We start from the raw sequence: 13,629 nt of genomic DNA, 5'->3' as shown, positions 1-13,629 counted from the left end.
TATGAAACACAACGGTTCTCACATCGCAGCACCCACCCTGGCGATCGCCTACCACTCCGGTTTCGGGCACACCGCCGTGCTCGCCAATGCTGTGGCTTCGGGCGCCCGCGAGACAGGCGCCGATGTCAGTGTGATCGCCGTCGACGAGATGACCGAAGCGGATTGGGACCTTCTCGACGACGCCGACGGAATCGTGTTCGGCTGTGCGACGTACATGGGCAACGTCTCGGCGGGCTTTCAAACATTCGCGGAACAGACCGGGCGGCGGTGCCTCAACGGAACGTGGCGGGACAAGATCGCGGCGGGATTCACCAATTCCGGCGCCAAGAGCGGCGACAAGGTGAACACGCTGGTCTCACTTGCCGTATTCGCGGCCCAGCACCACATGCATTGGGTGAACCTGGGTTTGGGCGCAGGCTGGAACAGCGCGACGGGCAGTGAGAACGACCTCAACCGTCTGGGTTTCTGGCTGGGTGCTGGTGCGCAGACCGATGTCGACGCCAACCCCGATCAAGTGCACCCGTCGGATGCGCAGACCTGTCGCCACCTCGGGCAGCGGGTCGCGCTGGTGACACGGCAGTTCAACGTCGGGAAGTCGGCTACTCCAGTGGTTTCATCTCCTGCAGCAGGGTCGGCACCAACTCGCTGACCGTCGGGTGGATGTGCATCGTGCGCGATATCGCGGTGTACGGCTTCTTGGCCGTCATGATGTCGAGGATCGCGTGTACGACCTCGTCACCACCGACACCGAGGATCGCGGCGCCGAGGATCTCCTGAGTCTCGGCGTCGACCACAACCTTCATGAAGCCCTGGGTCTCGCCCTTCTCGACGGCCCGTCCGACCCGCGACATGGGACGCTTGCCCACCAACGCTTTTCGGCCCGATTTGCGGACCTGGTCGACGGTCATCCCGGCTCGACCCAGCGGCGGGTCGACGTAGAGCGCGTAGGTCAAGACGCGGTCGCTGACGCGCCGCGGGTCGTTATCCAGTAAGTTGCCCGCGACGATCTCGAAGTCGTTGTACGACGTGTGGGTGAACGCCCCGCGTCCGTTGCAGTCGCCCATCGCCCAGATGTGTTCGACGTTGGTGCGCAGCTGATCATCCACGACGATGTAGCCGCGAACGTCGGTTTCCACCCCCGCCTTGTCCAGCCCGAGGTCGTCGGTGTTGGGCTGACGCCCCACCGCGACCAGCAGGTGTGATCCGGTGATGGGGTCCGCACCGTCCCGCGGAGTCACCTCGAACCCGTTGTTTCGCTTGGCGAATCGAATTGCCGTCGCGTCGACGACTACATCGATACCCTCTGCTTCGAGGATGTCTTTGATGGCGGTGGAGACGTCCGCGTCCTCCCGTGACGTCAGCCGCGGGCCTTTCTCGATCACGGTGACCCTGGCGCCGAACCGGCGGTACATCTGCGCGAACTCCAGCGCTATATAGCTGCCGCCGATGATCACGAGATGTTCTGGGATGGTGTCCAGTTCGAGAATGCCAACGTTGGTCATGTAGTCGATATCTGAGAGCCCCGGCATGTCGGGCGCGACCGCCCGGCCACCGACGTTGAGGAAGATCCTCTCCGCTTCGAGCACTCGCCCGTCGACGCTGATCGTGTGCGGGTTTTCAAATCGGGCGTGGCCACGAATGAACGTACAGCCGTTCATTCCCTCGAGCCACGATTCGAGGCCATGCCGATCGTCGAGCATGACTTTGTCTTTGCGCGCCTTGACCTTCGCCATGTCGACGGTGACTTTGCCTGTGCCAATCCCGTATTCGGCTCCGCGGCGCGCCAGCTGTGCGGCGTGTGCACTGGCCACCAGCGTCTTGGTGGGGATGCAGCCGGTGTTCACACAGGTGCCGCCGACGAGTTTGCGTTCGATCACCGCGACCGTTTGGCCGGCGTCGGTCAGCCTGCCCGCCAGCGGTGGACCCGCCTGACCCGCACCGACGATGATCGCATCGAATTTCTCTGTCACGACGGAAGTCTCAGACGAGGCTGACGAGGTAGGCGACCAGGAACCCACCGCCGACGGCCACCACGTCCTCGACGAGCGCGATCGGCCGATCGCGTCCGCCGTTGGCGGCGACAAGCCGTTGACGGGCCTCAGCGCCACCCAACGTGCCAAGCACCGCACCGACAATGCCCGCGCCAAGGCCGATGAACGTGTGATGCGTGGCGCTGCCGGCGACCGCACCTGCGAACGCGCCCATGATGAGTCGCGTGATGAACTGGGGCGGCGTCTTACGGCTGGGGGTCTTGGGTAATTGGTCGGTGATCAGCTCCACCAGCAGGAAGATCGTCAGGACGGTGACGGTAATCGGATGTGCCACCCATTCCGACCACTTGCCGTCGACGTCGATCCAGCCGAGAAACGCGCCCCACGCGACGACCGCCGGGGCGGTCAGCGCCCGCAGACCGGCTATCACACCGATCAGCAGGGCCAACACGATAACCAGAACCTGCGTCATGACAACCTCCCGACCGGTGAAACCGACACCGGGACGCTAACACGCAGGACGACCGATGACCGGCCGAATCAGAAGCGGCAGAACCGGATGTCGGAGGCCAGAATTGCCTTCGCTCCAATGGACGCGAGTTCGTCCATGATGGCGTTGACGTCTCGACGCGGAACCAGCGCGCGCACGGCAACCCACGCCGGATCGGCGAGCGGCGCAATGGTGGGTGACTCCAGGCCCGGCGTGACGGCGGTGGCGTCGTCGAGCACGCTGCGCGGGCAGTCGTAGTCCAGCATCAGGTACTGCTGCCCGAACACCACGCCCTGTACCCGCCCCGCGAGCTGGTCGCGCGCGGCTGCGTTTTCACCGCCGGCGTTGTCTTGTTCGATGAGGACGGCCTCCGAATCGCACAGCGATTCCCCGAACGCCACCAGGTCGTGCAGCCCGAGTGTGCGGCCCGAGCCGACCACATCGGCAATCGCGTCGGCAACGCCGAGTTGCACCGAAATCTCGACGGCGCCGTCGAGCCGGATCACCGTCGCGTCAATCCCCCTCGCCGCCAAGTCTTTTCGTACAACATGGGGAAACGCTGTGGCGATCCGCTTTCCCGCAAGATCCTCGACGCGCCACTGGCGCCCGGCCGGTGCGGCGTAGCGGAACGTTGACGAGCCGAATCCGAGCGCGAGCCGCTCGCGCACAGGCGCATCGGACTCCAGGGCGAGGTCCCGGCCGGTGATGCCCAGGTCCAGCTGGCCCGAGCCGACATAGATGGCAATGTCCTTGGGCCGCAGAAAGAAGAACTCGACGTTGTTGACCGGATCGACGACGGTCAGGTCCTTGGCATCGGTGCGCCGCCGGTAACCGGCCTCGGACAGGATCTCAGCGGCCGGCTCCGAGAGCGTGCCCTTGTTGGGCACCGCGACCCGCAACGTGCCGTTCATAGCTTGGCGTACACGTCGTCGAGGGTCAGCCCGCGGGAGATCATCAGCACCTGCGTCCAGTACAGCAACTGGCTGATCTCCTCGGCCAGCGCCTCGTCGCCCTCGTGCTCGGCAGCCAGCCACACCTCGCCGGCCTCCTCGAGAATCTTCTTGCCGAGCCCGTGTACACCGCCGTCGAGCGCGGCAACGGTGCCACTACCGGCTGGCCGCGTGCGCGCGCGCTCGCTGAGTTCGGCGAACAGAGCATCGAAGGTCTTCACGGCACGCGATTGTTCCACGTGTGGTTAGCCGCGGTCACGCGGGTTTAGCAGAACAGCGTCACGTCTCCGCTGGGTGTGCCTCGTGGTGATACGCCTCGCGGTGCATGTCCTCGAGGTGTTTGCCCTTGGTTTCCTCCACCCACCGCCACACGAACACCCCGGAGAGAATCGCGCAGATCGCATAGAACCCGTAGGCAATCCCCAGAACGTCGCGCAGCGACGGGAACGTCACGGTGATCAGCCAGTTCGCCGCCCACTGCGCGGCGGCCGCCAGTCCCAGCGCCGCCGCCCGGATGCGGTTGGGGAACATCTCACCGAGCAGCACCCACACCACGGGCCCCCACGACATGCCGAACGCCACCACGAACAGATTGGCTGCGACCAGCGCCACTGGTCCGGCGACATCGCCCAGATGTGGCTTGCCGTCCACCAGCGGGGCGGTGCCGAAGACGACCGCCATGGTCCCCAGCGTGACCGCCATGCCTGTCGATCCGATCAACAGCAGCGGCTTGCGCCCGATTTTGTCGATCAGTGCGATCGCGATCAGCGTGGTCAGGATGTTGGTGATCGACGTGATCACGGTGATCGTGAACGACGAACTCTCCTTGAAGCCGACGGCCTCCCACAGCACGTTGGAGTAGTAGAAGATCACGTTGATGCCGACGAACTGCTGGAAAACCGACAGCCCGACGCCCACCCACACGATGCCGTACAGGCCCCCGGTCGGCTTGCGCAGATCCCGCCACGACGGCGGCTTCTCCGCTTTCAGCGACTCCTGGATTCGCGTGATGGTCAGCTCGAGGTTCTTCTCGCCCAGCAGCATGGTCAGCACGCGGCGGGCTTCGGGAATCCGGTATGTCGCAACGAGATAGCGCGGTGACTCGGGGATCGTGTAGGCCAGCCCGCCGTACACGACGGCCGGCACCGCCATCACCAGGAACATCCAGCGCCACGCCTCGAGTCCGAACCACAGCTCCTCACGTGACCCGCCGGCGATCTGCGCGAGCCCATAGTCGATCGCCAGCGACAGGAAGATGCCTGTGACGATCGCGAGTTGTTGCAGCGACCCGAGCCGTCCGCGGATGCGCGGCGGCGACGTCTCGGCGATATAGGCGGGGGCGATGACCGACGCGACGCCAACCCCGAACCCACCGACGATGCGGAACACGACGACCAGCCACACGCTGTTCGCCAGGCCGGTGCCGATGGCGCTGATGAAGAACAGCAGCGCGGCGATACGCATCACCTGCAGCCGGCCGATCTTGTCGGCCAGTCGGCCCGCCGTCATGGCCCCTGCCGCCGCGCCCAGCAGCGCGGACGCGACCGCGAGACCCAGCGCGTAATTGCTGACTTGGAAGTGGTCCTGCAGCGCGGAAACCGCCCCGTTGATGACCGCGCTGTCGTAGCCGAACAACAGCCCGCCCAGCGCGGCGACGGATGCGATCAGAACTACGCGGCCGCTGTGCTCGGACTCCTCGTAGTCCAAACCTGATGTGCTATCACCGACGGGCCCGTGGGTCATGTGACGACCTTTCGCAGCGTTGTGTGATCAGGATCACATTCAATCACTTGCGAAAGCGTCAGGCGGACCGTTCGTCGAATTGCGAAGTGAGTTCCGCGTGCAGCTGCCGAAGATCGGCCGCGGCCACCTCCGCGAGGGACGTGATGTGACGTCTGCGCGGGCCGTGCGGCACCGCTACATCGTTGGGTACCACCACTACCGGACATCCCGCGCCTTCTGCGGCGGCGGTGCCGGTGACTGAATCCTCAATGGCAAGACATGCCGACGGCTGCAGTTCCAGCAACGCCGCGGCGAGCAAATAGGGATCGGGTGCGGGTTTTCCGTGCGGAACCTCGTCACCACAAACGGTAGCCGAAAAGTAATGGGCTCCAATACTATTCAATGCTCGGTCGGTGAGCGCCCGCTGGGTATTGGTAACCAGTGCCATCGGAGTGCCCTCAGCGGCAAGCGCTTCCAACAACTCCTGTGCGCCGTCACACCACGGCAAGCCACCGTCGAACAGGTCCGCGGTGTATTCGTGCAGCCAGCGATCGGATTCGGCCATCGCAGCCGGATCGAGCTCAAGGCCGAGGTCGGTGTAGACGATGCGAATGGTGTTCTCCGCCGCGCTGCCGACCATCGACGCCCTGACTTCTGGGGTCAACTTGCCGCCGAGTTCTGCGTAGAGAGCAGCCAGCGAGATGTCCCAGAGCTTTTCGGAGTCGACCAGGGTGCCGTCCATATCCCACAGCACCGCTTGCATGGGCCGATTATGTCAGGGGCCGCCGTAGGGTGGAAATCATGACGATTCTCGTGACCGGCGCCACAGGAAACATCGGCCGTCGCATAGTCGACCATCTGATCGACCTGGGCGCCAACGACATCCGTGCGCTGACCAACGATCCGGCGAAGGCAGACCTACCCGACGGGGTGCGGGCGATCACCGGTTATCTCGGCAACCCCGAATCGCTGCCGGCGGCGCTGCAGGGCGTCGACCGGATGTACCTGGCGCCGCTGCCCAAGACGCTCGACGTCACGCTTGAGCTCGTGAAGAAGGCCGGCGTGGAGTACGTCGTCGCGTTGTCGGGCGCCGCGCACTGGCAGGAGCATGCGGAGAAGGTGACCGCCTCGGGAATCGTCAATACCCAACTCGGCCCAGGCGAGTTTCTGGAGAACTTCGCGATCTGGTCCGAGCAGATCAAGACGACCCGCACGGTCCGCGAGCCGTATCCGTCGGCGGTCGAGGCGCCGATCTCGATGGACGACATCGCTCGGGTCGCCGCGGCGTTGCTGGTCAAGCCCGAGCAGGCGCACTACGGACAGATGTATCCGATCACCGGGCCGCAAGCGCTGAACCGGGCCGAGATCGCCGAGCAGATCGGCGTGGGAATCGACGCCCCGGTGACCTATGAGCAATGCGAGAGGGCCGAGGCCGAGCAACGCTTTGACACGGCACTGGGTGGCCGGGCCGGCTGGTATCTAGACACCATCGAGCAAGCCCTCGAACATCCGCAGGAAGCCAACGACCTGGTCGCCGAACTGACCGGCACCCAGGCCAGCTCGGTTGCCCAGTGGGCCACCGCGAACGCAGGGTTGTTCCGCTGACTCAGGTGTTGAAGTACTTGGCCTCGGGATGGTGCAGCACGAACGCATCCGTGGACTGCTCCGGGTGAAGCTGCAGTTCCTCGGACAGCGTCACACCGATCCGGCTGGGCTCCAGCAGCTCCATCATCTTCGCGCGGTCGTCGAGGTTCGGGCATGCGCCGTACCCGAAGGAGAACCGGGCGCCGCGATAGCCGAGCTTGAAGTAGTCCTCGACATTGTCGGGGTCCTCCGCAGCCATTGCGTGGTCACTGAACTTCAGTTCCTCGCGGATCCGCTTGTGCCAGTACTCGGCGAGCGCCTCGGTCAGCTGTACACCGATGCCGTGCACCTCGAGGTAGTCGCGATAGGAGTCCGACGCGAACAGCTCGTTGGCGAAGTCGGCGATCGGCTGCCCCATGGTCACCAACTGGAACGGCAACACATCAACTTGATCAGCCCTGGTCGCGATTTCACGAGACCGGATGAAGTCGGCGATGCACAGGAACCGGTCACGTTGCTGGCGCGGGAAGGTGAACCGGAACCGTTCTACTGCATCGGGTTTCGGCTCGGCGAGCACGATGACGTCGTCACCCTCTGACACCGCAGGGAAGTAGCCGTACACCACCGCGGCGTGGGCGAGGATGCCGTCAGTGGACAAGCGATCCAGCCAGTACCGCAGTCGTGGGCGACCTTCGGTTTCGACGAGTTCCTCGTACGACGGGCCCTCGCCGCCGCGCACGCCGCGCAGCCCCCACTGGCCGAGGAACAGCGCGCGCTCGTCGAGTGTCTTGCTGTAGTCGGCCACCGCCACACCCTTGACGATGCGGGTGCCCCAAAACGGCGGGACCGGCACCTCGACGTCGGTGGCGACATCGGAACGCTCCGGCACCTCGACGGGCGCTTCCTTCGCTTTGCGTTCGGCGGCAATACGTTTCGACCGCTCGTGGCGGGCCTTGCGCTCGGCCTCCTTCTCGCGCGCCGCGATCGCCTCGGGGCTGTCGGTGTCCGGCGTCTCGCCACGCTTGACACTCATGATCGTGTCCATCAGCTTGAGGCCCTCGAAAGCGTCACGCGCGTAATGCACTTCGCCTTCGTAGACCTCGGCGAGATCGTTCTCGACGTAGCTGCGGGTCAACGCCGCACCGCCGAGCAGCACCGGGAACCGGTCGGCAACCCCCCTCGTGTTCATCTCCTGGAGGTTTTCCTTCATCACCACCGTGGACTTCACCAGCAGACCGGACATGCCGACCACGTCGGCGCTCTTGTCCTGGGCCACCTCGAGAATCGTATTGATGGGCTGCTTGATGCCGATGTTGACGACCTCATAGCCGTTGTTGCTCAAGATGATGTCGACGAGGTTCTTGCCGATATCGTGCACATCGCCCTTGACGGTGGCCAGCACGATGCGGCCCTTGCCGCTGTCGTCGTCGGCCTTCTCCATGTGCGGCTCCAGGTGCGCCACCGCCGCCTTCATCACCTCTGCGGACTGCAGCACGAACGGCAACTGCATCTGGCCGGAGCCGAACAGCTCACCGACGGTCTTCATGCCGGCCAGCAGATCGTCGTTGATGATGCTCAGCGGCGGTTTCTGGGTCATCGCCTCGTCGAGGTCGGCCTCCAAGCCGTTGCGCTCGCCGTCGACGATGCGCTGCGCCAACCGCTGCAGCAGCGGCAGCTTGGCAAGTTCGGCGGCACGGGACTCCTTCGACGACGCCGCCGACACGCCCTCGAACATCGCCATGAGCTCGGTGAGCGGGTCATAGTCCTCGCGGCGCCGGTCGTACACCAGATCCAGCGCCACCTCGCGCTGCTTGGAGTCGATGCGGTTCATCGGCAGGATCTTCGACGCATGCACGATCGCCGAATCCAGCCCGGCCTCCTGGCATTCGTGAAGGAAGACCGAGTTGAGCACCTGGCGCGCGGCCGGGTTGAGGCCGAACGAGATGTTCGAAAGCCCCAGTGTCGTTTGGACATCCGGGTGCTTTTGCTTCAGAAGCCGGATGGCGTCGATGGTTTCGATTCCGTCCTTGCGGGACTCTTCCTGACCGGTGCAGATGGTGAACGTCAGGGTGTCGATCAGGATCGACGACTCGTCCACACCCCAATTCCCGGTGATATCGGCGATGAGCCGCTCGGCGATCTCGACCTTCTTCTCAGCGGTGCGGGCCTGACCTTCCTCGTCGATGGTCAGCGCGACCACCGCGGCGCCGTGCTCGGCGACCAGCTCCATCGTCTTGTGGAAGCGCGACTCAGGGCCGTCGCCGTCCTCGTAGTTCACCGAGTTGACCGCGCACCGACCGCCCAGATGCTCCAGACCCGCCCGCAGCACGGGGGTTTCGGTGGAGTCGAGCATGATCGGCAGGGTCGACGCGGTCGCCAGCCGACTGGCCAGCGCGTTCATGTCGGCGACACCGTCGCGGCCGACGTAGTCGACGCACAGGTCTAGCAGGTGTGCGCCGTCACGGGTCTGGTCCTTGGCGATGTCGAGGCATTTCTGCCAGTCCTCGGCGATCATCGCCTCGCGGAACGCCTTGGAACCGTTGGCGTTTGTCCGCTCACCGATCATCAGCACCGACGCGTCCTGCGCGAACGGCGTCGATGAGTACAGCGAGGCCAACGCAGGTTCGTAGGTGATGGGGCGCTCCGCGCGCTGCACATTCGGGATCGCCTGGGCGACCTGGCGGATGTGTTCGGCGGTGGTACCGCAGCAGCCCCCAACCAGTGAAAGGCCGTATTCGGCAACGAAGCCCGACAGCGCCTCGGCGAGTTCGTCTGGACGCAGCGGATATTCGGCACCGTTGGCGCCCAGTACGGGCAGCCCGGCGTTCGGCATCACCGACACGGGAACACGCGCGTGCTGCGACAGGTAGCGCAAGTGTTCGCTCATCTCGGCGGGGCCGGTCGCGCAGTTGAGCCCGATCATGTCTACGCCAAGCGGTTCGACGGCCGTCAGCGCCGCACCGATCTCGCTGCCCAACAGCATCGCGCCGGTGGTTTCCACGGTGACGTGGGCGATGATCGGGATGTGGCGGCCGAACTGGCCCATCGCGCGGCGCGAGCCCAGGACCGCGGCCTTCAGCTGTAGCAAATCCTGGCAGGTCTCCACAAGGATCGCGTCGGCGCCTCCCTCGAGCATGCCGAGCGCGGCCTCGGAGTAGGCGTCGCGGATCACTGCGTACTCGGTATGCCCCAGGGTCGGCAGCTTGGTGCCCGGGCCCATCGAGCCCAGCACGTACCGCCTGCGATCCGGGGTGCTCATCTCGTCGGCGACGCGTCGCGCGATCGCGGTGCCCCGTTGCGACAGGTCCCTGATCCGGTCGGCGATGTCGTAATCACCGAGGTTGGACAGGTTGCAGCCGAACGTATTGGTCTCGACCGCGTCGGCACCGGCCTCGAAATAGTTGCGGTGGATGGTCTCGATCACATCCGGCCGGGTGTCGTTGAGGATCTCGTTGCAGCCCTCGAGGTTGTTGAAGTCGTCGAGCGTCAGATCGGCTGCCTGCAGCTGGGTGCCCATGGCGCCGTCGCCCACCATGACCCGCGTCGACAATGTGTCGAGCAAATCGGTGTCGTAGACGCGAGCGTTCACAGCAGTCACATCGACAGAGTAGTAGGTCCCCGCAAATCGGCCGGTGTGCCGATGGCACTCCTCGCCGCCACGCAGGCCTTACGCTGGGATGGTGACCTCGTCGGATGCGAGCGGCTTCAAACCGCCCGACCTGCCCCAACTCAACGACACGATCGTCGTCGCGGCCTTCGAAGGCTGGAACGACGCCGGTGACGCGGCCAGCGACGCGCTGGAGCACCTGGACGCCATCTGGGAAGCCGAAACGATCGTGGAGATCGACGACGAGGCCTACTACGACTATCAGGTGAACCGGCCGGTGATCCGGCAGGTCGACGGCGTCACCCGCGAATTGGTATGGCCGTCGATGCGGATCTCGCATTGCCGCCCGCCGGGTTCGAATCGCGACATCGTGCTGATGCACGGCGTGGAGCCCAACATGCGCTGGCGCACGTTCTGCGCCGAGCTGCTCGCGATCGCCGACAAACTGAACGTGCAAACCGTCGTGATCCTGGGCGCGCTGCTGGCCGACACGCCGCACACCCGCCCGGTTCCTGTGTCGGGGGCCGCCTACTCCCCCGATTCGGCAAAGGCGTTCGGGCTGGAGGAAACCCGCTACGAGGGGCCGACCGGCATCGCCGGCGTGTTCCAGGACGCCTGCGTGCAGGCGGGCATTCCCGCGGTCACGTTCTGGGCGGCGGTTCCGCACTACGTGTCACAGCCGCCGAATCCCAAGGCCACCGTGGCGCTGTTGCGCCGGGTCGAGGACGTGCTCGACATCGAGGTGCCTCTAGATGATCTGCCGACCCAGGCTGAAGAATGGGAGCAGGCGGTGTCCGAGATGACCGCCGAGGACGACGAGATCGCCGAATACGTCCAGTCGCTCGAGGAGCGCGGTGACGCCGAGGTCGACATGAACGAGGCGCTCGGCAAGATCGACGGCGACGCGCTGGCCGCCGAATTCGAGCGCTATCTGCGCCGCCGAGGTCCAGGCTTCCGCAGTTAGGTCTTCACCGGCTTCGGGGCTTGCCATTGACCGTTCAGCGCGTCCGGTTTAGGCCAATACAGCCGCAGCACCAGCCGGAACGGCCCACTGGGCGCGGGCAACCAGTTGGATTCCTTGTCCATTCCCGGCGAGGAGTTCTGGATGTAGAGCGTGTATCCGCCGTCCGGGTCCTTCACCAGGCTGTCCAGCATCGGCGAGTTGATCAAGTAGCGGTTCATGGAGTTGTCGACCAGCAGGCTCTGCGGCAGCTCGTACATCGTCAGCGACCAGAACGCGTTCACCGGCGGAAGCTGTCCGGGCGCGAAGCGGTAGGTGTAGTTGTTGGCTCCGGTCAGTGGCGCTCCGGCTGCGTCGGTGTCGAACACCGGGTAGAGCGCTTCCTCCTTGGTGTTGCCGTAGATGCCGACGACGGCTCCCGCCATGCGATATAGGTAGTTGTCCTTGAGCATCTCGCGCGTGCCGAAGAAATCGCCGGAGCTCAGCTGGCCGGCGTTGACCTTGTCCTGAATGCCCTTGAATTCCGCCCACGCGTCGGCGATTCCGCCTTCGATCGCCGACCGCATCTCGGGGCTTAGCTTGTCGGAATCAAACGAGCCATCCGGCCCAATACCGATGGTGGCGAAGCGATCTCGCAACGCCTTCTCGGACGGCAGCGTGGGCGCGAACCGCAGCACAAAGTTGAGGATGTCGAAGAACTGCGGCGACGTCTTCTCCTGCTCCGCCGTGAGCGGCGGCACGAAGTCGATCGGCGGGGCGGGGGCCGGCGGGGGTTGCTTGAGGAACGCCGACAGCGGCTGGACCTGATAACCCGCCTGGACCTTCTCCACGCTGTCGCGATCGGATGGGCCGAGCAGCTGGGTGCGGTACACGACCAGCGCCAGTTCGGTGTCGGAGCGGATGACCTCGTTGATGCCCGGCGGTTTCTCGCCTTTCCAGCCGGGTCCCGCCAGCAGGTACTTTCCGCCACTGTTGCCGGTGGTGCGGCTGCCGACGTAGGCGAAGTTGTAGGTGTATCCGTCGACGAACTGCAGCGAGTAGTAGCGGTTCTGCTCGATCGGCGGCACCGTCAGCACGAGAGGCTCGGCACGCAGGTCGGCGCCGAGCACTGAATACGGGGTATCCGAGTTGGGAGTCTGGATCGTCGTATCGGCTGGCGTGTAAACCCGTGCGCTGCTGTGGATCTCATTCCAGGCCCCCTTGTATTCGGGGTCCTGCTTGTTGACGAAGTACCCGTACTGGACACGGTAGCTGTCAACCATCGGAAAGCCGTAGATGTAGGCCTCCTTGGCGATGGCGCGGGCCTGCTCCGGCGTGACTGCGGCCGGGCTCGGTGGTGGCGCTGGCTTCGCCGTCTCCTCCGATCCCTTCGTGCTGCACCCGACAAGCATCGCGAGAAGCGTCAGGACGACGCCGATTCGGCCGATCACTGCTTGTGGATGGCCTCGGTGCGGGCACTGTGCGAACGCCCAAGCGCCGCCACTTCCGCGTCCATCCTCGCCAGCAGATCAGGGACGAACTTGAGCGTCTGGGCCTCGCCGAGTGCCGTCGACAGCAGTGGACGCAGCCAGCGAAGTAACCCGACCCAGGCGGGACAGTTGATCTGGCGCTTGCGGCCTTCAATGCCGCCAACGAATGCGGCGCCGCATGCCTCGACCGAGGTGGTCTTGCCCAGAGGTCCGGGCAACAAGCTGAGCATCTCGGTGAATGTCGACAGATCATTCTTGCTCTCCCGCACCAGCGGGGTGTCGATCCAGGACATGTGTGCCGAGCCGACGGCGACGCCCAGGTGGGCAACCTCCAGCCGCAGCGCGTTCGCGAAGTGCTCGACCCCCGCCTTTGCGGCGTTATAGGGCGCCATGCCCGGGGCGGCGGCGTAGGCCGCCAGCGACGAAACGATCAGCACGTACCCGCGGCGGTCGATGACCGACGGCAGCGCAGCGCGCACCGTGTGGAACACACCGACGACGTCGACGTCGATCACCCGCTTGAACGCTTCGGGATCTACTTGCAGCACCGACCCGTAGCTGGCGATTCCGGCGTTGGCCATCACGATGTCGATGCCGCCGAACCGCTCGATGCCCTGATGGACGGCGGCCTGCATGGCCGACAGGTCACGTACGTCGGCGACGACGGTCAGCACGCCATCCTCGCCGAGCGCGGCGGCGACCTCCTTGAGCTTTCCCTCGTCCAGGTCGGTCAGCACCAGCTTCGCGCCCCTGGCGTGAAGCCGACGGGCCACCTCAGCGCCGACACCGTTGGCGCCGCCGGTGATCAGCGCGACTTTTCCGTTCACAGAACCCATGGCCGAAACGTACTCCACC

12 protein-coding genes are annotated in these 13,629 nt (G+C 65.1%); 3 read left to right on the top strand and 9 right to left on the bottom strand.

The annotated features are described in order from the left end of the window. The first annotated feature begins 1 nt into the window (after position 1). Positions 2–649, top strand: coding sequence for a flavodoxin family protein (locus VJV41_RS20315; protein ID WP_325336819.1), 648 nt, complete (start codon positions 2–4; stop codon positions 647–649). On the opposite strand, the gene VJV41_RS20310 is transcribed toward VJV41_RS20315, so the two are convergent. The 6 genes from VJV41_RS20310 to VJV41_RS20285 form a co-directional block, all read right to left on the bottom strand. Next, positions 600–1,970, bottom strand: a complete 1,371-nt coding sequence (locus VJV41_RS20310) for an FAD-containing oxidoreductase (protein WP_325336818.1) — start codon at positions 1,968–1,970, stop codon at positions 600–602. The two genes, VJV41_RS20315 and VJV41_RS20310, sit on opposite strands and share 50 nt — an antisense overlap. Before the next feature lie 10 nt (positions 1,971–1,980). Beyond that, positions 1,981–2,463 (bottom strand): DUF4126 family protein, encoded by a 483-nt coding sequence (locus VJV41_RS20305; protein ID WP_325336817.1) that lies wholly within the window; start codon positions 2,461–2,463, stop codon positions 1,981–1,983. Between the two features lie 68 nt (positions 2,464–2,531). After that, the gene (gene hisG / locus VJV41_RS20300) at positions 2,532–3,392 is read right to left on the bottom strand and encodes an ATP phosphoribosyltransferase (protein WP_325336816.1); all 861 of its coding nucleotides are present in this window, start codon (positions 3,390–3,392) and stop codon (positions 2,532–2,534) included. After that, entirely contained in the window at positions 3,389–3,670 is a 282-nt protein-coding gene (locus tag VJV41_RS20295) for a phosphoribosyl-ATP diphosphatase (protein WP_325336815.1), read from the bottom strand. Before VJV41_RS20295 ends, hisG begins: the two co-directional genes overlap by 4 nt. Positions 3,671–3,710: 40 nt before the next feature. Next, positions 3,711–5,174: a sugar porter family MFS transporter gene (locus VJV41_RS20290; RefSeq protein WP_325336814.1), complete on the bottom strand. Its 1,464-nt coding sequence runs from the start codon at positions 5,172–5,174 to the stop codon at positions 3,711–3,713. A 58-nt stretch (positions 5,175–5,232) separates the two neighbouring features. Then, positions 5,233–5,916 (bottom strand): HAD family phosphatase, encoded by a 684-nt coding sequence (locus VJV41_RS20285; protein ID WP_325336813.1) that lies wholly within the window; start codon positions 5,914–5,916, stop codon positions 5,233–5,235. A gap of 38 nt (positions 5,917–5,954) precedes the next feature. On the opposite strand from VJV41_RS20285, the gene VJV41_RS20280 reads away from it, so the two are divergent. After that, positions 5,955–6,758: an SDR family oxidoreductase gene (locus VJV41_RS20280; protein WP_325336812.1), complete on the top strand. Its 804-nt coding sequence runs from the start codon at positions 5,955–5,957 to the stop codon at positions 6,756–6,758. Position 6,759: 1 nt separating this feature from the next. Here the strand turns inward: VJV41_RS20280 and metH are convergent, their stop codons facing one another. Then, positions 6,760–10,272: a methionine synthase gene (gene metH / locus VJV41_RS20275; protein WP_414685012.1), complete on the bottom strand. Its 3,513-nt coding sequence runs from the start codon at positions 10,270–10,272 to the stop codon at positions 6,760–6,762. 142 nt (positions 10,273–10,414) lie between these two features. Here metH and VJV41_RS20270 point away from each other — a divergent pair, with 142 nt between their 5' ends. Then, on the top strand, positions 10,415–11,308 hold the full coding sequence (locus tag VJV41_RS20270; RefSeq protein WP_325336810.1) for a PAC2 family protein: 894 nt from the start codon (positions 10,415–10,417) through the stop codon (positions 11,306–11,308). On the opposite strand, the gene VJV41_RS20265 is transcribed toward VJV41_RS20270, so the two are convergent. Both VJV41_RS20265 and VJV41_RS20260 read right to left on the bottom strand, forming a co-directional pair. Continuing rightward, on the bottom strand, positions 11,305–12,735 hold the full coding sequence (locus VJV41_RS20265) for a DUF1254 domain-containing protein (protein ID WP_325336809.1): 1,431 nt from the start codon (positions 12,733–12,735) through the stop codon (positions 11,305–11,307). The two genes, VJV41_RS20270 and VJV41_RS20265, sit on opposite strands and share 4 nt — an antisense overlap. Beyond that, entirely contained in the window at positions 12,732–13,610 is an 879-nt protein-coding gene (locus VJV41_RS20260; RefSeq protein ID WP_325336808.1) for an SDR family oxidoreductase, read from the bottom strand. The genes VJV41_RS20265 and VJV41_RS20260 overlap by 4 nt, the downstream gene beginning before the upstream one ends. Positions 13,611–13,629 lie beyond the last annotated feature (19 nt).

Source organism: Mycobacterium sp. (assembly GCF_035274705.1).
Taxonomy (GTDB): Bacteria; Actinomycetota; Actinomycetes; order Mycobacteriales; family Mycobacteriaceae; genus Mycobacterium.
This window is presented reverse-complemented; position numbering and strand designations above follow the sequence as displayed.